This window comes from Gryllotalpicola daejeonensis, from assembly GCF_039538145.1.
Classification (GTDB): Bacteria; Actinomycetota; Actinomycetes; order Actinomycetales; family Microbacteriaceae; genus Gryllotalpicola; species Gryllotalpicola daejeonensis.
This window is the reverse complement of sequence record NZ_BAABBV010000002.1, coordinates 1-19,708: the sequence shown is the minus strand read 5'-3', so window position 1 is coordinate 19,708 and position 19,708 is coordinate 1. Positions and strand designations below refer to the sequence as shown.

The 19,708-nt window shown below is 69.5% G+C and carries 21 protein-coding genes; 17 read left to right on the top strand and 4 right to left on the bottom strand.

Going from position 1 to position 19,708, the window contains the following annotated elements:
* Window positions 1-17 precede the first annotated feature (17 nt).
* Both priA and ABD736_RS12960 read left to right on the top strand, forming a co-directional pair.
* The gene (priA, locus tag ABD736_RS12965; RefSeq protein WP_344792278.1) at window positions 18-764 is read left to right on the top strand and encodes a bifunctional 1-(5-phosphoribosyl)-5-((5-phosphoribosylamino)methylideneamino)imidazole-4-carboxamide isomerase/phosphoribosylanthranilate isomerase PriA; all 747 of its coding nucleotides are present in this window, start codon (window positions 18-20) and stop codon (window positions 762-764) included.
* Window positions 748-1,572 carry an SseB family protein gene (locus tag ABD736_RS12960; protein ID WP_344792277.1) on the top strand — a complete coding sequence of 275 codons (825 nt, stop codon included), beginning with the start codon at window positions 748-750 and terminating at the stop codon, window positions 1,570-1,572. The genes priA and ABD736_RS12960 overlap by 17 nt, the downstream gene beginning before the upstream one ends.
* Window positions 1,573-1,593: 21 nt before the next feature.
* Here ABD736_RS12960 and ABD736_RS12955 read toward each other — a convergent pair whose 3' ends face one another.
* Complete coding sequence (locus ABD736_RS12955; RefSeq protein WP_344792276.1) at window positions 1,594-2,469, bottom strand: hypothetical protein; 876 nt, start codon at window positions 2,467-2,469, stop codon at window positions 1,594-1,596.
* A gap of 99 nt (window positions 2,470-2,568) precedes the next feature.
* Window positions 2,569-2,901, bottom strand: coding sequence for a DUF1844 domain-containing protein (locus ABD736_RS12950; protein ID WP_344792275.1), 333 nt, complete (start codon window positions 2,899-2,901; stop codon window positions 2,569-2,571).
* 345 nt (window positions 2,902-3,246) lie between these two features.
* Between ABD736_RS12950 and infC the strand changes: the two genes are divergently transcribed.
* The 14 genes from infC (at window position 3,247) to ABD736_RS12880 (ending at window position 16,727) form a co-directional block, all read left to right on the top strand.
* Window positions 3,247-3,837 carry a translation initiation factor IF-3 gene (gene infC, locus ABD736_RS12945; RefSeq protein WP_425555029.1) on the top strand — a complete coding sequence of 197 codons (591 nt, stop codon included), beginning with the start codon at window positions 3,247-3,249 and terminating at the stop codon, window positions 3,835-3,837.
* A gap of 4 nt (window positions 3,838-3,841) precedes the next feature.
* The gene (gene rpmI / locus ABD736_RS12940; protein WP_344792274.1) at window positions 3,842-4,036 is read left to right on the top strand and encodes a 50S ribosomal protein L35; all 195 of its coding nucleotides are present in this window, start codon (window positions 3,842-3,844) and stop codon (window positions 4,034-4,036) included.
* 32 nt (window positions 4,037-4,068) lie between these two features.
* Entirely contained in the window at window positions 4,069-4,452 is a 384-nt protein-coding gene (gene rplT, locus ABD736_RS12935; RefSeq protein WP_344792273.1) for a 50S ribosomal protein L20, read from the top strand.
* A gap of 105 nt (window positions 4,453-4,557) precedes the next feature.
* Entirely contained in the window at window positions 4,558-5,358 is an 801-nt protein-coding gene (locus ABD736_RS12930) for a TrmH family RNA methyltransferase (protein ID WP_344792272.1), read from the top strand.
* Window positions 5,359-5,405: 47 nt separating this feature from the next.
* Window positions 5,406-6,452 (top strand): phenylalanine--tRNA ligase subunit alpha, encoded by a 1,047-nt coding sequence (pheS, locus tag ABD736_RS12925; RefSeq protein ID WP_425555028.1) that lies wholly within the window; start codon window positions 5,406-5,408, stop codon window positions 6,450-6,452.
* Window positions 6,452-8,965 carry a phenylalanine--tRNA ligase subunit beta gene (gene pheT, locus ABD736_RS12920; protein ID WP_344792270.1) on the top strand — a complete coding sequence of 838 codons (2,514 nt, stop codon included), beginning with the start codon at window positions 6,452-6,454 and terminating at the stop codon, window positions 8,963-8,965. The genes pheS and pheT overlap by 1 nt, the downstream gene beginning before the upstream one ends.
* 203 nt (window positions 8,966-9,168) lie before the next feature.
* Window positions 9,169-10,209 (top strand): N-acetyl-gamma-glutamyl-phosphate reductase, encoded by a 1,041-nt coding sequence (gene argC / locus ABD736_RS12915; RefSeq protein ID WP_344792269.1) that lies wholly within the window; start codon window positions 9,169-9,171, stop codon window positions 10,207-10,209.
* A complete protein-coding gene (argJ, locus tag ABD736_RS12910; protein ID WP_344792268.1) occupies window positions 10,206-11,366 on the top strand; it encodes a bifunctional glutamate N-acetyltransferase/amino-acid acetyltransferase ArgJ in 1,161 nt (386 codons plus the stop codon). The genes argC and argJ overlap by 4 nt, the downstream gene beginning before the upstream one ends.
* Before the next feature lie 4 nt (window positions 11,367-11,370).
* Window positions 11,371-12,303 (top strand): acetylglutamate kinase, encoded by a 933-nt coding sequence (gene argB / locus ABD736_RS12905; RefSeq protein ID WP_344792267.1) that lies wholly within the window; start codon window positions 11,371-11,373, stop codon window positions 12,301-12,303.
* On the top strand, window positions 12,300-13,550 hold the full coding sequence (locus ABD736_RS12900) for an acetylornithine transaminase (RefSeq protein WP_344792266.1): 1,251 nt from the start codon (window positions 12,300-12,302) through the stop codon (window positions 13,548-13,550). Before argB ends, ABD736_RS12900 begins: the two co-directional genes overlap by 4 nt.
* A complete protein-coding gene (gene argF / locus ABD736_RS12895) occupies window positions 13,547-14,488 on the top strand; it encodes an ornithine carbamoyltransferase (protein WP_344792265.1) in 942 nt (313 codons plus the stop codon). Before ABD736_RS12900 ends, argF begins: the two co-directional genes overlap by 4 nt.
* Window positions 14,481-15,926 (top strand): argininosuccinate lyase, encoded by a 1,446-nt coding sequence (argH, locus tag ABD736_RS12890; RefSeq protein WP_344792264.1) that lies wholly within the window; start codon window positions 14,481-14,483, stop codon window positions 15,924-15,926. Before argF ends, argH begins: the two co-directional genes overlap by 8 nt.
* Entirely contained in the window at window positions 15,926-16,069 is a 144-nt protein-coding gene (locus ABD736_RS12885; protein ID WP_344792262.1) for a hypothetical protein, read from the top strand. The genes argH and ABD736_RS12885 overlap by 1 nt, the downstream gene beginning before the upstream one ends.
* A gap of 1 nt (window position 16,070) precedes the next feature.
* Window positions 16,071-16,727, top strand: a complete 657-nt coding sequence (locus ABD736_RS12880) for a DNA-3-methyladenine glycosylase (RefSeq protein WP_344792261.1) — start codon at window positions 16,071-16,073, stop codon at window positions 16,725-16,727.
* Here ABD736_RS12880 and ABD736_RS12875 read toward each other — a convergent pair.
* The gene (locus ABD736_RS12875; protein ID WP_344792260.1) at window positions 16,675-17,256 is read right to left on the bottom strand and encodes a hypothetical protein; all 582 of its coding nucleotides are present in this window, start codon (window positions 17,254-17,256) and stop codon (window positions 16,675-16,677) included. The two genes, ABD736_RS12880 and ABD736_RS12875, sit on opposite strands and share 53 nt — an antisense overlap.
* Window positions 17,257-17,259: 3 nt before the next feature.
* The gene (locus tag ABD736_RS12870; RefSeq protein ID WP_344792259.1) at window positions 17,260-17,883 is read right to left on the bottom strand and encodes a DNA-binding protein; all 624 of its coding nucleotides are present in this window, start codon (window positions 17,881-17,883) and stop codon (window positions 17,260-17,262) included.
* A 117-nt stretch (window positions 17,884-18,000) separates the two neighbouring features.
* Between ABD736_RS12870 and tyrS the strand changes: the two genes are divergently transcribed.
* Window positions 18,001-19,305, top strand: a complete 1,305-nt coding sequence (gene tyrS, locus ABD736_RS12865; protein ID WP_344792258.1) for a tyrosine--tRNA ligase — start codon at window positions 18,001-18,003, stop codon at window positions 19,303-19,305.
* Window positions 19,306-19,708 lie beyond the last annotated feature (403 nt).

Below are 19,708 nucleotides of genomic sequence, written 5' to 3'. Positions count from 1 at the left end.
TCACAAGAGAGACCCGAATGACTGACGCCACCACCTCGCCCAAGCTCGTCCTTCTGCCCGCAGTCGACGTCGCGGGCGGTCAGGCCGTGCGCCTGACCCAGGGCGAGGCCGGCAGCGAGACCAGCTACGGCAGCCCCATCGACGCGGCGCTCGACTGGGCGCAACAGGGCGCGGAATGGATCCACCTGGTCGACCTCGACGCGGCATTCGGCCGAGGTGAGAACCGGTCGGTCATGCGCGACGTGCTGCGCGAGGTGCAGGGCGTGAAGATCGAGCTCTCGGGCGGCATCCGCGACGACGCGTCGCTCGAGCATGCCCTCGAACTCGGCGCGACGCGCGTGAACCTCGGAACGGCCGCCCTCGAGAACCCCGACTGGGCCGACGCCGTCATCGGGAAGTTCGGCGAGGCGATCGCTGTCGGCCTCGACGTGCGCGGCACGACCCTCGCCGCACGCGGCTGGACCCGCGAGGGCGGCGATGTGTGGGAGGTGCTCTCGCGCCTCGAGGATGCCGGCTGCCGCCGCTACGTCGTCACCGACGTCACCAAAGACGGCACGCTGCGCGGCCCCAACGTCGAGCTGCTCACCGAGCTCGCGGCGAAGACCGACAAGCCGGTCGTGGCCTCGGGCGGCATCTCGAGTCTCGACGACATCGCGGCGCTGCGCGCACTGGTGCCGAACGGCATCGAGGGGGCGATCGTCGGCAAGGCCCTCTATTCGGGCCGCTTCACGCTGACCGAGGCGCTCGGTGTCGCCGGCGCCTGAGTCGCACAACGGCGTCGGCGACGGCCACCATGGCCACCACGGTGGCCGCAACGATCCGGCGCCGACGGATTCCGCGGGCCAGCCGTGGGCCGGCCGCAGCTTCACGCCGAATCCGGCGGCGGCCGATGACGGCTCTGCAGATCCCGCGCTTCTCCATGCGCTGAACGGATTCGCCGCCGGCACAGCCCGCCCGGAAGACGTCGTCGAGGCATTCCGCTCCGCACGCGTGCTCATCCCGCTGCTCGCCCACGCGGGCGAGGTCGGCGTCGCGGCCGACGGTCACCTGGTCGACAAGACGCAGGAGCTCTCGATCGTCACGGTCGCAGGGCCCGACGGCCGCAAGGTCCTGCCTGCCTTCACCTCGGTGCAGACGCTCGCGGCCTGGGATCCCCAGGCACGGCCCGTCCCCGCGGCCGGTCCCCGCGTCGCTCTCGCCGCGGTGAGCGAGCAGACGGAGTTGATCGTCATCGACCCGGCGAGCCCGACCGAGTTCGTGCTGCGTCGGCCCGCCGTCTTCGCCCTCGCCCAAGGCGAACCGTGGCGGTCGCCGGAGCGCGACCCGGCCGTGCGCGCGGCGTTCGAGCGCTCCCGAGCCGATGAGCCCGACGTTCTGGGCCTCGAGCTCATCCCCGGCGACCCGCAGCACCGGATGCGGGCGGCGGAGCTGGCGATCCGGCTGCGGCTGCGTGACGGGCTCGATCAGGCGGCGCTGCAGGCGCTGACCTCGCGGCTGTCGTCTCGCTGGGCGGCCTCGCCGGCGATCGCGACGAGCGTCGATTCGCTCGCCCTTCAGCTGGTTCGGGCCTGACGGCGCGAGCGCGACTGAGCCTTAGTGCGAGCCGTGCCTGCCGCCCGACGAAGGCGGGGCGGTCGGCGTCGCCGAGGCGGTCGGAACAGGCGAGTCGGGCGTCGGCAAATCGCTCACCGCGGGGGAGGTCGGCGAATCATCGACATCCGGCGACGTCGTCGGGGCGGGCGCGGGCGGCACGCTCGGCGCCTTCGTGCGCCCGGACGAGCTCGGTGACGCCGGCGCACCCGTGCCCGACCAGTCGACGTCGGCCAGCGCGGTGCGCGCGAGTGCATGACGCAGCGCGGCACTGCCGCTCGAATCATCGCCGGCCATCTCGACATCGAGGTCGCCTGAGGCGAGGTTCCAGGTGTAGGGCACGGTCACGTGGACCGACGTGACGCCGGGGACGGAAGCAGCGACCTCGACCGCGCGGGAGACCGACTCGACCGTGGAGCGCGCGACCGGCGTGTCGAACGCATTTCGGTATTCGATGACGGATGCCGCGTGCCGCGCGTTCGCCGGCAGGGTGAGCTCGAGGTTCACTCGCCCGTTGCGCAGCTGCTGAGTCATGGCGTAGACGACGTCGGTGCTCTCCGCGGCTGTGGCGTCGGCATCCATTGTCACGGCTACGTCGTAGCTGACGGTCTTCGCGTGCGAGCCGGTGGTGACGGTGCTGCTTGCCGCAGCGACCCCGGGCATCGACTCGAGCGCCGAGACGGTGTGCTGCAGGCTGGCGACCTCGGCGGCAAGCGGCGTGGCGCCGGTGTCGCGCGCGTCGCCACTCTGCAGCTGCGAGGCGGATGCCTGAAGGTAGCGGTGCACGGCGACGCTGCTCAGAACGAGGCCGCCGGCGATGACGAGGGCGACAGAGCAGACGGCCGCACCGAGCCACCCGAGAGCCTGTCGCCTACCCACGTCGATGACGCTAACCGGGTCGTCTGGCAGGAACCCGGACGCGAGCGCCGAAGGACCTAGGTATCGCCGGGGGATCGGCGGCGATCCTCAGATAAGGGGTCAGTTGACCGGGCCGGTCCACTTCTCGCCGGGTCCCTTGCCCGGCTCGTCCGGGAAGGTCGACGCCTCGCGGAAGGCGAGCTGCAGCGTGCGCAGCCCGTCCCGCAGCGGTCGGGCGTGCTGGTCGCCGATATGCGGGGCGGATGCCGTCACGAGACCGGCCAGCGCGTCGATCAGCTTCCGCGCCTCGTCGAGATCGAGGTCCTTCTCGCCGTTCTCGGCGAGACCGAGCTTGACCGCGGCTGCGCTCATCAAGTGAACGGACACCGTGGTGATCAGTTCGGCTGCCGGCACTTCGGCGATGTCTCGCGTGGCATCCTCGAGGTCGCTCATCTTCCTGCTTTCATGCGTGCTTCGTCGGGGCAGCGCCGTCTGGTAGACTCGATCACTGGCTCCGGTGTCTCAGTGCGCCGGAACGAAAGTGGAATCTCTTTCCCACCCGCGTTGACCGCCTCAACAGGTTACCGGGTCGATACCCTCCGCCGGTTCTCCGGTAGGCCGGCTCGCCGGCACAGGGCGCAAGCTCTTGGGGGTGTGCCGAGTGATTGCACGCGCAGGTGCGCGGGCGTCGCGGTGAAAGTCGTTCTCCTCTCGTTGCGCAAGGCAGCCGGAAGTTCTCTAACAGAGGAGCTACGCATCAGCGATCCCCGTACCAATGACCGCATCCGCGTCCCCGAAGTGCGACTCGTCGGCCCCAGTGGCGAGCAGATCGGTGTCGTGAAGATCGAGGTCGCCCTGCGCCTGGCGCAGGAAGCGGACCTCGACCTCGTTGAGGTCGCCCCGAACTCCAAGCCGCCCGTGGTGAAGATCATGGACTACGGCAAGTTCAAGTACGAGGCTGCGCAGAAGGCCAAAGAGGCCAGGCGCAACCAGGCGAACACGATCCTCAAAGAGGTTCGGTTCCGCCTCAAGATCGACAAGCACGACTACGAGACGAAGATGAAGCGCGCCATCGGCTTCCTCCAGGCGGGGGACAAGGTGAAGGCGATGATCCTCTTCCGTGGTCGTGAGCAGTCCCGCCCCGAGCAGGGCGTCCGCCTGCTCCAGAGATTTGCCGAGGATGTCGCGGAATTCGGTTCTGTGGAATCGAACCCGACCATCGACGGTCGAAACATGGTCATGGTCATCGGCCCGCTGAAGAACAAGGCGGAGGCGAAGGCCGAGGCCAACGCGCGCAGGGCAGAGGCGAAAGCCGACGCACGCGCGCAGGACACGAACGACTCGCCCGCTGAGGCCCCTCAGCCCCAGGCGACGAACGAGAAGGAATAACAAGATGCCCAAGCAGAAGTCCCACTCGGGCGCCAAGAAGCGCTTCAAGGTCACCGGCAGCGGCAAGGTCATGAAGCAGCAGGCCGGCATGCGCCACAACCTCGAGCTCAAGTCGAGCCGCCGCACCCGTCGCCTCAACGAGGACCAGGTCCTCCCGAAGAGCGACGCCAAGATCATCAAGCGCCTGCTCGCCAGCTGAGCCCGGCCCCGAACGTTTAAGGAAGTACAGAAATGGCACGTGTCAAGCGCGCAGTAAACGCACACAAGAAGCGTCGGACCATCCTGGAGCGCGCCGAGGGCTACCGCGGCCAGCGCTCGCGCCTTTACCGCAAGGCGAAGGAGCAGGTCACCCACTCGCTCGTCTACGCCTACCGCGACCGTCACGCTCGCAAGGGCGAGTTCCGTCGCCTGTGGATCCAGCGCATCAACGCCGCGTCGCGCCAGAACGGCCTGACCTACAACCGTCTCATCCAGGGCCTGAACCTGGCCGGCATCGAGGTCGACCGTCGCATCCTCGCTGACCTCGCCGTCAACGAGCCCGCCACCTTCGCGGGCCTCGTCGAGGCCGCGAAGAAGGCGCTCCCGGCCGACACCTCGGCCCCCAAGGCTGCGTAAGCATCTCGCTCAGGAAGGCCCGGTCACCGCACGGTGACCGGGCCTTCTGCTGTTCCCCCGCGCCGCATCCGGAATGCGACGGGCGGTTTCCGTACACTTGCGGCTGTGCTCGACAATCCCCGCTCTCCGCGCGTTCGCGCCGTCGCCAAGCTCGCGAAGAAGACCGCCAGGGCCGAGACGGGCGCATTTCTGCTCGAAGGCCCGCAGGCCGCGAGTGAGGTTCTCGCCTACCGCCCAGAGCTGGTCATCGAGCTCTATGCGACGCCGACGGCGCTCGAGCGCTACGGCGACATCGCGCGGGCAGCATCCGATGCCGGCATCGACGTCGAGTTCGTCACCGAAGAAGTCCTGAACGCGATGGCCGACACGGTCACGCCGCAGGGCTTCGTCGGCGTCGTGCGCCAGTTCCCGACCTCGGTGAAAGACATCTTCTCGGCAGAGCCGAAGCTGATCGCGGTGCTCGAAGAGGTGCGCGACCCGGGCAATGCGGGCACGATCGTGCGTGCCGCGGACTCGGCGGGGGCGGATGCCGTGATCTTCACGGGCCGCTCGGTCGACCTCTACAACCCGAAGGTCGTGCGGTCGACCACGGGGTCCCTCTTCCATCTGCCGGTCGCGGTCGGGGCCGGGCTCGCAGACGTCGTCAGCCGCGCCCACTCCGCCGGCCTGCAGGTGCTCGCCGCCGATGTGAAGGGCGAGGACCTTCTGCTCGCCCGGCACGAGAACCTGCTCGCCGCACCGACCGCCTGGGTATTCGGCAACGAGGCGCGCGGCCTCGAAGACGACGACCTCGAGCTCGTCGATCGCGTCATCACCGTCCCCGTGTACGGGCACGCGGAGTCGATGAACCTCGCCACCGCGGCGTCCGTCTGCCTCTACGAATCGGCGTTCGCGCAGCGCAGCTGACCTCGCTCGCGGTCGTCGGGGCGCCCAGAGCGGCCCCGATAGGATTGATGATCGTGTCAGACACTCCCGAGCTCAACGAGGAGTCCGTCCGCGCCGCCGTCGACGCCGCCCTCGCGGCCATCGCTGCAGCCGACGACTCCGCAGCCCTGAAGGACGTGCGCGCGCAGCACCTCGGCGAGCATTCGCCGCTCGCTCGCCTGAACGGCCAGCTGCGCAGCGTGCCCAACGAGCAGAAAGCCGTGCTCGGCAAGCTGGTCGGCGGCGCCCGTGGTCAGGTCAATCAGGCCTTCGCCGCCAAGGAGGCCGAGATCTCGGCGGCAGAAGAGCGCGCCCAGCTCGCGGCAGAGGCTGTCGATGTCACGGCTCTTGCGGTGCCGGGCCGCGTCGGCTCGAGGCATCCGCTCTCGCTCATCCAAGAGAAGGTGAGTGACATCTTCATCGGCATGGGCTGGGAGATCGCGGAAGGCCCCGAACTCGAGAACGAGTGGTTCAACTTCGACGCGCTCAACTTCGATGAGGACCACCCCGCCCGCGCCATGCAGGACACGTTCTTCGTCGAGCCGGCCGAAGGCCACCTCGTGATGCGCACGCACACGAGCCCGGTGCAGGTCCGCTCGCTGCTCGACCGCGAGCTGCCCGTCTACATCGTCGCCCCCGGTCGCGTCTTCCGCACCGACGAGATCGACGCGACCCACCTGCCGGTCTTCAGCCAGATCGAGGGCCTCGCCGTCGACAAGGGCCTCACCATGGCGCACCTGCGCGGCACGCTCGAGCACTTCGCCCGCGTCATGTTCGGCGAAGAGGCGAAGATCCGCCTGCGGCCGAACTACTTCCCGTTCACCGAGCCCTCGGCCGAGCTCGACGTCTGGCACCCGTCCGCCAAGGGCGGCGCGCGGTGGATCGAGTGGGGCGGTTGCGGCATGATCAACGCCAATGTGCTGCGCGCCGCCGGCGTCGACCCCGAGGTGTACACCGGCTTCGCCTTCGGCATGGGCCTCGAGCGCACGCTGCAGTTCCGCAACGACCTGAGCGACATGCGCGACTTCCTCGAGGGCGACATCCGCTTCTCGCACGCTTTCGGAATGGTGGTCTGATGCGCGTCCCACTCAGCTGGCTCGCCGAATACGTCGAGCTGCTCCCCGGCTCGACCCCTGAAGACGTGCACGCAGCGCTCGTCAAGGTCGGCCTTGAGGAGGAGGAGATCCACCGCTTCGAGGTGAGCGGGCCGATCGTCGTCGGCCAGGTGCTCGAGTTCGTGGAAGAGCCGCAGAGCAACGGCAAGACCATCCGGTGGTGCCAGGTCGACGTCGGCGAGGCGAACGGGGGAGTGCGCGGCATCGTCTGCGGCGCCCACAACTTCGCGGCAGGCGACAAGGTCGCGGTCACGCTTCCCGGCGCGGTGCTGCCCGGTCCGTTCCCGATCGCGGCGCGCAAGACCTACGGTCACACGAGCGACGGCATGATCGCCTCCGGCCGTGAGCTCGGCCTCAACGACGAGCACGCCGGCATCCTCGTGCTCTCGACCCTGGGTCTCGACCCCGAGGTCGGCACCGACGCGATCACGCTGCTCGGTCTCGACGACGCCGCCGTCGAGGTCAACGTCACCCCTGATCGCGGCTACGCGTTCTCGATTCGCGGAATCGCACGCGAGTATTCCCACGCGACCGGCGCGGTCTTCCGCGACCCGGCTGAGCAGGTCGATACGGATGCCCCAGCCGACGGCTTCCCGCTGGCGATCTCCGACGACGCACCGGTGCGCGGCAACGTCGGCGCCTCGGTCTTCGTGGCGCGCGCGGTCGAGGGCATCGACGCGACCCGGCCGACGCCGCCGTGGCTGGCGGCGCGACTGCGGCTCGCAGGCGTCCGCTCGATCTCGCTGCCCGTCGACATCACGAACTACGTGATGCTCGAGATCGGTCAGCCGATTCACGGCTATGACCTCGACAAGCTGCGCGGCGGCATCACCGTGCGCCGCGCTCAGCCGGGCGAGAAGCTCACGACCCTCGACGGAGTCGAGCGCACGCTCGACCCGGAGGATCTGCTGATCACCGACGACTCGGGCGCGATCGGGCTCGCCGGCGTCATGGGTGGCGCGCAGACCGAGATGTCCGACACGACGACGCGCGTGCTGGTCGAGGCCGCGAACTTCGACCCCGTGTCGATCGCGCGCACGGCCCGCCGTCACAAGCTGCCCTCCGAGGCGTCGCGGCGCTTCGAGCGCGGCGTCGACCCGGCTGTGGCCGAGGCAGCCGCCGCCCGCGTGGTGCAGTTGCTCGAGCAGCTCGCCGGCGGGCATGCGGTTCCGCTGGGGGCGCGCATCCACAACGAGCGCGCGCCGCAGCCGATCGAGCTCGCCGACGGTGCGGTCAGCCGCCTGATCGGCGTCGACTACGACGACGCCGAGATCGAGCGCACGCTGACCGCGATCGGCGCCGACGTCGCCAAGACGGATGCCGGCTTCTCGGTGACTCCCCCGAGCTGGCGCCCCGACCTGATCGACGCGGCCACGCTCGCGGAAGAGGTGGCGCGTGTCGGCGGGTACGACCGGATTCCGAGCGTCATCCCGGTCGCACCGCCCGGCCGCGGCCTCACGCGCGAGCAGCAGCTGCGCCGCCAGGCGGCGTGGGCGCTCGCGGGCAGCGGCCTCACCGAGGTACTCGCGATGCCGTTCGTCACGGCAGCGCAGAACAACGCCTTCGGCTCAGCGGCCGGCGGCCCGGTCCCGGCGGTCAAGCTCGCCAATGCGCTTGACGCCCGGGTTCCGTTCCTGCGCACGTCGCTGCTGCCTGGTCTGATCGACATCGCTCAGCGCAACCTGTCCCGCGGGCTCACCGACCTGGCGATCTACGAGCTCGGTCTCGTGTTCCGCCCCGAAGCGGGCGTGCGCTACGGCATCGACGGCCTGCCGATCGGGAACGCGCGGCCGGACGACGCCACCTTGGCAGCGCTCAACGACAGCATCCCGCCCCAGCCGCGCTTCGCGTCTGGCCTTTTCCTCGGCAACGCGACGCCCAAGCAGCCGGGCCGCGCGGCCGTGCCGGCTGGCCTCGCCGACGCGCTGGCGGCGGTGCGCACGCTGGCGGCCTCCGTGGGCGTCGAGGTCGAGGTGCGACAGGGCTCGCACGCGAGCCTGCACCCGGGCCGCACCGCCGAGCTGTTCGTCGTGACGCCGGCCGGTGAGGAATCCGTCGGGTACGCGGGCGAGCTGCTGCCGGCCCTCGCCGCCGAGCTCGACCTGCCGCGCGTGGTCGCCGTGTTCGAGCTCGACCTCGGCAAGCTCATCGCGGCCTCGCCGGTGCAGCTCGAGATCGAGCCGATCTCGTCGTACCCGGCGGCGACGCAGGATCTGTCGCTGGTCGTGCCCCGTGAGCTTCCGGCCGGCGAGGTCCTCGCCGCCGTCGTCGAGGGCGCCGGCGAGCTGCTCGAGCGCGCGCACCTCGTGGATGACTATCGCGGGCAGGGGGTGGCCGAGGAGGCGAAGAGCCTCACCTTCGCGTTGCGCTTCCGCGCAGACGACCGCACGCTCACCGCGGCCGAGGCGACCGAGGCGAAGCTCGCCGGTGCGCGGCTCGCGGGCGAGCGCTTCGGCGCGGTGGTTCGCGAGTGAGCCGCGACGACCGATATGCTGACCGCATGACTTCCGTCCGCCGCACCGTCGTCGCGCGTCAGCGCGCTCGTCGCGTGCTGCGTCGACGTCTTCTGGCCGGCCGAATCTCGGCGGCGCTCGCGTAACCGTCACCACTGTCGGTTCCACGCAGGCGTCGCCGTGACAACGATTCCGTCGCCGTCCAGATAGAACAAGGAACCCACATGACGTACACGGTCGCCGTCGCCGGAGCATCCGGTTACGCCGGCGGGGAGGTCCTGCGGCTGCTCGCAGGCCACCCGGAACTCGAGGTGACGACCGTCACCGCCTCATCGAACGCGGGCAAACCGCTCGTCGAGCTGCAGCCGCACCTGCGGTCGTACGCTCATCTCATCCTGAAAGAGACCACGGCCGAGGTCCTCGGGAGCCACGACGTCGTCTTCCTCGCGCTGCCGCATGGGGCATCCGGCGCCATCACGGCCCAGCTGCCCGATGACGTGCTCGTCATCGACTGCGGCGCCGACCACCGCCTCACCGATGAGGCGGCGTGGGCGAAGTTCTACGGCGGCGAATTCAACGAACCGTGGGCTTACGGCGTGCCCGAGCTCGCTGCCGACGGTGGCAAGCTGCGCGACCGGCTCGCCGGTGCGAAGAAGATCGCAGCGCCGGGATGCAACGCGAGTGCCGTCTCGTTGGCGATCGCCCCCGGCATCACCGCCGGACTCATCGAGGAAGACGTGGTCGCGGTGCTCGCCGTCGGGCCATCGGGCGCCGGCAAGAACCTCAAGGTGCAGTACCTCGCGAGCGAGCTGCTCGGGTCGGCGAATCCCTACGGCGTCGGCGGCGGCCACCGGCACATCCCCGAGATCGTGCAGAACCTGAAGCTCGCAGGCGCGACCGATCCGAAGGTGTCGTTCACCCCGGTGCTCGTGCCGATGGCACGCGGCATCCTCGCCACTGTCACCGCGCCGCTCAAGCCGGGCGTCACCGGCGCCCAGGTGCGCGAGGCATGGCAGGCCGCCTACGACGGCGAGGCCTTTGTCCAGCTTCTGCCCGACGGCGTCTGGCCGCGCACCGCCGACGTGCTCGGCGCGAACACCGCGCTCATCGGCGTGACCGTCGATGAAGCGGCGGGCAAGGTCGTCGCCATCATCGCCGTCGACAACCTCGTCAAGGGCACCGCCGGTGCCGCGATCCAATCCGCCAACATCGCGCTCGGTCTGCCTGAGGGCACCGCGCTGACCACGAACGGAGTCGCCCCGTGAGCGTGACCGCCGCCGCCGGATTCCTCGCCGCGGGTGTCCCCGCAGGGCTGAAGTCGACAGGGAAGCGCGACGTCGCTCTCGTGCGCAACGTCGGCCCGCTGCAGAACGCAGCGACGGTGTTCACGAGCAACCGGTGTCTCGCGAACCCCGTGCTGTGGAGCAAAGAGGTCATCAAAGACGGCACCGTCTCGGCGATCGTCCTGAACTCGGGCGGCGCCAACTGCTACACCGGGGCGCAGGGCTTCCAGACGACGCACGCGACCGCCGAGCGGGTGGCAGAGCTGCTCGACGTGTCCGCCGCAGACGTCCTCGTGTGCTCGACCGGCCTGATCGGCGAGCAGCTCGATCTGGCCAAGGTGACGGCAGGTGTGACGGATGCCGCGGCCGCACTCGCCGGCACGGCTGAGGGCGGTCAGGCCGCGGCCGAGGCGATCATGACGACCGACACCGTCGCGAAGCAGGCGGTGCATACGTCACCCGCCGGCTGGACGGTCGGCGGCATGGCGAAGGGCGCTGGCATGCTCGCCCCCGGCCTCGCGACGATGCTCGTGGTGATCACGACCGACGCCGAGCTCTCGAGCGCCCAGCTCGACCGCGCGCTGCGCGCGGCGACCCGCGTCACGTTCGACCGGCTCGACTCCGACGGGGCGATGTCGACCAACGACACCGTGGCGCTGCTCGGCTCAGGTGCGAGCGGCGTGACGGCCGACGAAGCCGAGTTCACGGCGGCGCTCACCGAGGTGTGCCAGAGCCTGGCGGAGCAGCTGCAGAGCGATGCGGAGGGAGCATCCCACGACATCGCCATCCGCGTCGAGAACGCGAGGAGCGAGAGCGACGCAGTGGAAGTGGGCCGCGCCGTCGCCCGCAACAACCTCTTCAAGGCCGCGATCTTCGGCAACGATCCCAACTGGGGCCGCGTGCTCGCAGCGGTCGGCACGACTTCGGCCGAGTTCGATCCCTACGACGTCGACGTGTGGTTCAACGGCATCCGCGTGTGCGCAGCGGGTGAGCCCGACCAGCCGCGCGATCTGGTCGACCTCACACCTCGCCGGGTCGACATCCGCATCGACCTGAAGGTCGGCACCGAGACCGCGACGATCCTGACCAACGACCTCACGCACGACTACGTGCACGAGAACAGTGCGTATTCGAGCTGAGACCATGGCAGACGAGACCCTCACCACGATCGATCCGGAAGACGCAGAGATCGTCGCCGCCCGCGAGGAAGCGCTCGACAAGACCGCGATCCTCATCGAGTCGCTGCCGTGGCTCGGCAAGTTCCACGACAAGATCGTCGTCATCAAGTTCGGCGGCAATGCCATGGTGCGCCCCGAGCTCCAGCGCACTTTCGCCGAAGACCTCGTCTACCTGCGCTACGTGGGCCTGCGGCCCGTCGTGGTGCACGGGGGCGGCCCCCAGATCTCCGCGATGCTCGACAAGCTCGGCATCGAGAGCGAATTCAAGGGCGGCTACCGGGTGACGACGCCTGAGGCGATGGAGGTCGTGCGCATGGTGCTCACCGGCCACATCAACCGCGGCATCGTGCGCTCGATCAACGACCTCAACCCGACGCTCTCGCTCGGCATGTCCGGCGAAGACGCCGGCCTGTTCACGGGCCGGAAGCGCGGCGCGATCGTCGACGGCGTCGAGGTCGACCTCGGCCTCGTCGGCGACGTCGTCGCGGTCGACCCCGAGGCGATCCTCACGCAGCTCGACGCGGGGCGCATCCCGATCGTCTCCTCGGTCGCGCCCGACGCGGACGTTCCCGGGCAATCGTTGAATGTGAACGCGGATGCCGCGGCTGCGGCTCTCGCCGTCGCGCTCGGCGCCGAGAAGCTGGTCGTCCTCACCGATGTCGCCGGCCTGTATCGCGACTGGCCGGATCGCTCGTCGATGCTCACGAGCATCCCCGCCGACGAACTGCGCGAACTGCTGCCAGGCCTCGAGTCCGGCATGATCCCCAAGATGTCGGCATGCCTCGACGCCGTCGACGGGGGAGTCCCCAAGGCCGCGATCATCGACGGCCGCATCCCGCACTCGATCCTGCTCGAGATCTTCACCCAGCAGGGCATCGGAACGGAGGTCACCCCGTGAACGACCAGCCATCTGCGGCGAACGCGCCCTGGAAGCAGCGTTACGAGCACGACCTCGTCTCGACCTTCTCGACGCCGCCCCTGCTGCTCGACCGCGGTGAGGGCGCCTGGGTGTGGGACGCCGAAGGCAGGAAGTACCTCGACTTCCTCGGCGGCATCGCCGTCAACTCACTCGGCCACGCGCATCCCGCGCTCGTCGAGGCAGTCACCCGCCAGGTGTCGCTCGCGGCGCACGTCTCGAACCTGTTCGCCTCCGCGCCTCAGCTCGAGCTCGCCGAGCGTCTGAAGCGGCTCACCGGCGCAGGCGAGGCAGGGCGCGTCTTCTTCGCCAACTCGGGCACCGAGGCGAATGAAGCAGCCTTCAAGCTGGCCAGGCTCAACCGCGGCACCGGCTCGAGGACGCGCATCATCGCGCTCGAGAACGCGTTCCACGGGCGCTCGATGGGCGCGCTCGCGCTCACCGGGAAGGCGTACATGCGCGAGCCGTTCCTGCCGATGGTTCCGGGCGTCGAGCACATCCCGGCGACTTTCGAGGCGCTCGAGGCGGCGATCGACGCGTCGGTCGCGGCGGTCTTCATCGAGCCGCTCCAGGGCGAGGCCGGCGTCATCGAGTTGCCCGCAGGCTTTCTCTCCAAAGCGCGCGAACTCACCGAGCGGAACGGCGCGCTCCTCATCCTCGATGAGGTGCAGACCGGCGCTGGCCGCACCGGCGATTGGTTCGGGTTCCAGCACGAGGGCATCACCCCCGACGCGATCACGCTCGCCAAGGGCATGGCCGGCGGTGTGCCCATCGGTGCCCTGGTCACCTTCGGCGCAGCGTCGCAGCTGTTCCACACCGGTCAGCACGGCACGACGTTCGGCGGCAACCCGCTCGCCACGGCGGCGGCCAACGCCGTGCTCGGCGAGATCGAGCGCGCGGGCCTGGTCGAGAACGCCCGCATTCGCGGCGAGCAGCTCAAGCAGCTCATCGCCGGGCTCGGCTCACCCCTCGTCGCCGGCACCCGCGGTCGCGGCCTGCTCATCGGCATCGCGCTCGCCCAGCCGGTGAGCGGCGAGCTCGTCGCAGCGGCGCGTGATCAGGGCCTCATCATCAACGCGACCGGCCCGGACAGCATCCGCCTCGCTCCACCGCTCATCATCGGCGACCTCGAGCTCCGTGAGTTCCGCGACCGCTTCGGCGCTGCCCTCGCGAAGGTCGCCGCGACAACCGCCGACAGCGAGCCCACGACCCGGAAGGTGACCGCGTGACCCGCCATTTCCTGCGCGACGACGACGTGACCCCGGCCGAACAGGCCGAGATCCTCGATCTCGCCGCCCGCCTCAAGGCAGACCGGTTCGCGGCGGCGCCGCTCGCCGGGCCGCAGACCGTCGCCCTCATCATGGACAAGCCGACGCTGCGCACCCAGACCTCCTTCACGGTGGGCGTCACCGAGCTGCAGGGCGCGCCGTTCCTCGTCGACGGAGCGAAGGCCCAGATCGGCACGCGCGAGTCCGTGCCGGACGTGGCGCGCATCATCGGCCGACAGGTCGCTGCGATCGTGTGGCGTACCTACGCGCAGTCCGATCTCGAGACGATGGCGCAGTACGCCGGGGTTCCGGTCATCAACGCCCTCACCGATGACTTCCACCCCTGCCAGCTGCTCGCCGATCTGCTGACGATACGCGAGCACAAGGGAACTCTCGCCGGCCTCACCCTGAGCTACCTCGGCGACGGCGCGAACAACATGGCGCACTCGTACCTGCTCGCGGGCGCGACCGCCGGCATGAACGTGCGCATCGTCACCCCCGCGGCCTACCAGCCGCGGCAGGACATCCTCGCCGAAGCGGCGCGCATCGCGGCTGCGACGGGCGGCAGCGTCTCGGTTCTCGCCGAGCCGGGGGAGGGCGCCGCCGGGGCCGATGTCGTCGTCACCGACACGTGGGCCTCGATGGGCCAGGAAGACGAGAAGGAAGCCCGCGCCGTCGCCTTCGCCGGCTACACCGTCACCGCCGAGCTGATGGCCACGGCGGCGCCCGATGCGATCTTCCTGCACTGCCTGCCGGCCTATCGCGGCTACGAGGTCACGGCCGAGGTCATCGACGGCCCGCAGTCGGTCATCTGGGACGAGGCCGAGAACCGCTTGCACGCGCAGAAGGCGCTGCTGGCCTGGCTGCTTGCCGAGAACGAAGGGGGCACGGATGCCTGATCAGGTCAACCGCGCGGGCGAGGCCGGCGCGCTCTGGGGCGGCCGATTCGCGGGCGGCCCGTCGCCCGAGCTCGCGCGGCTCAGCAAGTCGACGCACTTCGACTGGCAGCTCGCGGGCTACGACCTCACCGGCTCGCGCGCCCATGCCCGCGCGCTGAATCGCGCCGGGTATCTCGACGACGCGGAGCTCGAGGGCATGATCGCCGCTATCGATGAGCTGCAGCGTCGCGTCGACGCGGGCGAGTTCGTGCCCGCCGCGACCGACGAAGACGTGCACTCGGCGCTCGAGCGCGGCCTGATCGAGATCGCGGGCGCGGAGCTCGGCGGCAAGCTGCGCGCAGGCCGCAGCCGCAACGACCAGATCGCGACGCTGATCAGGATGCTGCTGCGCGACCACTCCGCCGAGCTGGCGCGCCTCATCGTCGACCTCATCGACGCCCTCGCCGCTCAGGCCGAGGCGAACGGCTCGGCCATCATGCCGGGCCGCACCCACCTGCAGCACGCCCAGCCCGTGCTGCTCGCGCACCACCTGCTGGCGCACTGCTGGCCGCTCGTGCGCGATCTCGAACGACTCGATGACTGGCGCAGGCGCGCGGATTCCTCGCCCTATGGCTCCGGCGCACTCGCCGGCAACACGTTGGGTCTCGATGCGAAACTCATCGCCGACGAACTCGGCTTCGCGGCCGTCGCTCCCAACTCAATCGATGCGACGGCGTCGCGCGACCTCGTCGCCGAGTTCGCGTTCGTGACGGCCCAGATCGGCATCGACCTGTCCCGCCTCGCGGAAGAGATCATCCTCTGGAACACCCGCGAGTTCGGGTTCGTCACGCTCGACGACTCCTATTCGACGGGTTCGTCGATCATGCCGCAGAAGAAGAACCCCGACATCGCCGAGCTGGCGCGCGGCAAGTCGGGCCGCCTCATCGGCAACCTCACGGGCCTGCTCACCACGCTCAAGGGCCTGCCCCTCGCGTACAACCGCGACCTGCAGGAAGACAAGGAGCCCGTCTTCGACTCCATCGAGACGCTCGAGATCCTGTTGCCCGCTTTCACCGGCATGGTGGCGACACTGCGCTTCCACACCGACCGCATGCGCGAGCTGGCACCCGAGGGCTACTCGCTCGCGACCGACGTCGCCGAGTGGCTCGTGAAGCAGCACGTCCCCTTCCGCGACGCCCACGAGATCACGGGCTCGCTCGTCTCGTTCGCGGAATCCCGCGGCATCGGCCTCGAAGAGGTCGACGACGACTCGCTCGCCGCGATCTCGCCGCACCTCACCCCCGAGGTGCGCCAGGTGCTGACGATCGAGGGCTCGGTGGGCAGCCGCGACGGTATCGCCGGCACGGCCCCGGCTCGTGTCGCCGAGCAGCGCGCCCTGCTCGCCGAGCGCGTGCGCCAGGTCACCGCGCGTATCGGCGCGACGCAGGAGGCGCTGTGATGGCCCGCTTCCGGCTCGACAGCACCCCGCGCCCGAAGAAGGCGATGGCGCCCTGGCTCTGGTACGCGATCCTCGGCGTCGCCGTCGCGATCATCGTGGCCGGGATCATCGTGACCTACGCCGTCGGCGGCCACCTCTTCTGACGTGGCAGAGGGCGGCCTCTTCACCCCCGACCGCGATTTCTTCGCGCGGCCGGCTACCGAGATCGCGCCGCTGCTGCTCGGGGCTCGGCTGACGCATGAGACGGATGCCGGGGCCGTGGTCCTGCGCATCACCGAGGTCGAGGCGTACCTCGGTGACGGCGCCGACCCCGGCTCCCACGCGTTCCGCGGCCGCACGCGCCGCAACGGTGTGATGTTCGATGACCCGGGCTACGTCTACGTGTATTTCACCTACGGCATGCACGCGTGCGCGAACATCGTGTGCTCACCCCCGGGCAGCGCCTCTGCGGTGCTGCTGCGCGCCGCAGAGGTCGTCGACGGCGCGCCGCTCGCACAGCTCCGCCGTGGCTCCGTTCCGCCACGCGACCTCGCCCGTGGGCCGGCGCGCCTCACCGTCGCAGCCGGAATCCGCCTCGATGAGAACGGCGCCGACCTGCTCGCGCCTCCGTTCGCCATCGAACTCGAGACGCATCCGTCGGCGCACCTGACCGGCCCGCGCGTCGGCGTCTCGGGAGAGGGCGGGGGAGAGGCGTTCCCGTGGCGGTTCTGGATCGCCGGTGACCCGACCGTTTCGGTCTATCGTCCGGCTACCAGGCGAGGTGCGCGAGCGCCCCGCACACCGCGGCCCAACCCAAGCTGACGAACGTCCCGATGATGAAGCGCTCCTGCGCTTCTGACGCCCCGAGCTCGCTGAACCGGCCGACGCCCTTGACCGCGATCACGACGGCGATCGCCTCGGGGACTCCGGCCAGGATCGACGCCGTCGTCGCGATCCGCTCGAGGATGCCGATCGTCAGGCCGCCTCGCAGCACCTCGCGCTTGGGCTCACCATCGACGGCGTCGCGCGGTGCCACCAGGATGCCGCCGGCCTCGCCTTCGACCACCTGCCGTGTCGCGAGCGACAGCACGGTGCGCACCGCAGGCGAGCCGCCGAAGGCAGAGATCGCGACGGCGCCGAGCGCGACCAGCGCGCCGAGCAGCGCCGGCCCCTGCGGGTGTGGCAGCCCGACCATCACCACGGCCACCAGCAGGAACGCAGCCGCGGCGATCACCGGCCATCGGCCGCCCTTGACGGCGAGCACCGAGAAGACCACTCCGCCGGCGACGACGAGCGTCAGTACAGCCCAGAAGAGCACGGTCAGAATGAGTCCCGGTCCGGCGTAGCTCACGGCTCACGGCTCCTGTCTCGTCATGAGGTCGGTCTGCTCCAAGAGCCTAGTGAGCGCAGGGATCGCCGCGAGCTCCGCCTTCACGTGCGCGGCCTTGGCGCGCGCGCTCGCGGCGGGCGCCGAGATTCCGAGCCGTGCGGCGGCCTCGGCCTGGGTGTGCCCTTCGACGATCAGATCGAACAGCTCCCATCCGGCCTCCGATCGGCGCTCGCGAACGATCAGCAGCAGAGCGAGCAGGGCCTCGGCTTCGTCCGCGCGCGCGCTGTCCCCGTTCGCCTCGCGCTGGGTCTGGATGGCGAGTCGGATGTCTGCCCGCTTCGCCCTCGTCGCGGCATCCCGCGCCGCGAAGAACGCGGGCCCGCTGGCCTCACGTGTGGACTCCGGCAGCGGCGACCGCACGGGCCCGATCCCGATGCCGACGTGAAAGGCCCGTGTGCGGGTCAGCTCGAGCGCCAGCGCGAGCGCCGTCTCCGCATCCGCCGTCAGCGCCTGCAACTCATCGCCCGCGGTGCGGTCGACCGGAAGCGCGAGCCGTGCGCCGTAGCTCGACTGGATCCGGTCTCGTTCGGCTCCCGCGAGGTCGTCGCCGGTGCGAGAGTCGATCTGGTCCGCTGTGATGACGAACATCCGCCTCCTTAAGCCTCTACACCTAATTACGGTCAAATAAAGCCTAGACCCTTAACCACTGTCGCCTCTAGGTGAATCCTGGAATCCCGGCGTCCGCCCGCTGATACCGTTGAGCGCGTGTCAACGCCTGAGATCCTGGCAGCGCAGCACAACGATCCGTCCTTCGAGACCATCTGGGACGAGCTCGTCTGGCGCGGCCTCATTCATGTCTCCACCGATGAGAACGAGCTGAAGCAGCTCCTCGCAGGCGACCCGATCACGTATTACTGCGGCTTCGACCCGACCGCGCCCAGCCTGCACCTTGGAAACCTGGTGCAGCTCATCCTGCTGCGGCGCCTCCAGCTCGCCGGCCACCGCCCGCTCGGACTGGTCGGCGGCTCGACGGGCCTCATCGGCGATCCGCGCCCCACCGCCGAGCGCACGCTCAACGACAAAGACACCGTGGCGAAGTGGGTCGGCTACCTCCAGGCGCAGGTTTCGAAGTTCTTGAGCTTCGAGGGCGACAACGCCGCGCGCCTCGTGAACAACCTCGACTGGTTCGGTCAGCTCAGCGCGATCGACTTCCTGCGTGACATCGGCAAGCACTATCGCGTCGGCACCATGCTGAAGAAGGACGCAGTGGCGGCCCGGCTCAACTCCGACGCCGGCATCTCCTACACCGAGTTCAGCTACCAGATCCTCCAGGGTCTCGACTTCCTCGAGCTCTACCGGCAGCACGGCTGCGTCCTGCAGACGGGCGGTAGCGATCAGTGGGGCAACCTGACGAGCGGGACGGACCTCATCCGGCGGGTCGAGGGGGTGTCGGCGCATGCGATCGGCACTCCGCTGATCACGAACAGCGACGGCACCAAGTTCGGCAAGAGCGAAGGCAATGCGGTGTGGCTCGACGAGTCGCTCACGAGTCCCTACGCGTTCTACCAGTTCTGGCTCAACACCGACGATGCCGATGTGATCGCGCGTCTCAAGATCTTCACCTTCCTCGATCGCGCCGAGATCGAGCGTCTCGAGCAGGCGGTGGCGAATGAGCCCTTCCGGCGCGAGGCGCAGCGCGCGCTTGCGCTCGAGGTCACGACGCTCGTGCACGGGGCGGATGCCGCGAACGCGGCGATCCTCGCGTCGCAGGCTCTCTTCGGCAACGGCGACCTCGGCGCCCTCGACTCCGCGACTCTCGAGGCGGCTCTGCGAGAGCTACCCAGCGCTGACGCGCAGCCGACGTCAAGCGTCGCTCAACTGCTCGTCGACGCGGGGCTCACCGGCAGCCTCTCCGAGTCCCGTCGCGCCATCGCCCAGGGCGGCGTCTACGTCAACAACCTCAAGATCGACGACGACCAGGCCACGATCGGCGCGCACCTGATCGACGGCCGGCTGGCCGTGCTTCGCCGTGGGAAGAAGACCCTGGCGGGCGTGTTCGCGGCGAACTAGGGCGCGACACGCCCGGGGTGCGAGCCGGATTTGAGCACCCCGCCCGATCCACGTAAATTACTTACTTGTCACCCCAAAGGTGCGGCTGAGCCGGTCGGCTCGCCGGCCTCAAGCGGGACCTCATCACAAGCCTCCGAAGGTCACTTGTCTGACCCGAGTCGAGTGCTTAGGATGGGAAGTCCACACCGGCTCCCGGTCGCGTCTAGCGGCCAGGTGAGGGCCGCGAGTGTGGTAACTTTGGAAAGTTGCCCCGGTGCGATGGCCGAAAGGTCTAGGCCGGGTGCGTACGGTCCTTGAGAACTCAACAGCGTGCACATTGTCAATGCCAATACCCCGGTGTCTGGCCTTTTTGGTTGGGCATGGGATTCCTTTTGGTTTATTTGATTATTTGAATGTCAGTTTT

What these genes read in the sequence shown, in the direction of transcription:
- priA (WP_344792278.1), top strand. Translation starts at nt 18, where the DNA reads ATGACTGACGCCACCACCTCGCCCAAGCTCGTCCTTCTGCCCGCAGTC.
- ABD736_RS12950 (WP_344792275.1), bottom strand. Translation starts at nt 2,901, where the DNA reads ATGAGCGACCTCGAGGATGCCACGCGAGACATCGCCGAAGTGCCGGCA.
- rpmI (WP_344792274.1), top strand. Translation starts at nt 3,842, where the DNA reads ATGCCCAAGCAGAAGTCCCACTCGGGCGCCAAGAAGCGCTTCAAGGTC.
- rplT (WP_344792273.1), top strand. Translation starts at nt 4,069, where the DNA reads ATGGCACGTGTCAAGCGCGCAGTAAACGCACACAAGAAGCGTCGGACC.
- pheS (WP_425555028.1), top strand. Translation starts at nt 5,406, where the DNA reads ATGATCGTGTCAGACACTCCCGAGCTCAACGAGGAGTCCGTCCGCGCC.
- pheT (WP_344792270.1), top strand. Translation starts at nt 6,452, where the DNA reads ATGCGCGTCCCACTCAGCTGGCTCGCCGAATACGTCGAGCTGCTCCCC.
- argC (WP_344792269.1), top strand. Translation starts at nt 9,169, where the DNA reads ATGACGTACACGGTCGCCGTCGCCGGAGCATCCGGTTACGCCGGCGGG.
- argB (WP_344792267.1), top strand. Translation starts at nt 11,371, where the DNA reads ATGGCAGACGAGACCCTCACCACGATCGATCCGGAAGACGCAGAGATC.
- argH (WP_344792264.1), top strand. Translation starts at nt 14,481, where the DNA reads ATGCCTGATCAGGTCAACCGCGCGGGCGAGGCCGGCGCGCTCTGGGGC.
- ABD736_RS12885 (WP_344792262.1), top strand. Translation starts at nt 15,926, where the DNA reads ATGGCCCGCTTCCGGCTCGACAGCACCCCGCGCCCGAAGAAGGCGATG.
- ABD736_RS12870 (WP_344792259.1), bottom strand. Translation starts at nt 17,883, where the DNA reads ATGTTCGTCATCACAGCGGACCAGATCGACTCTCGCACCGGCGACGAC.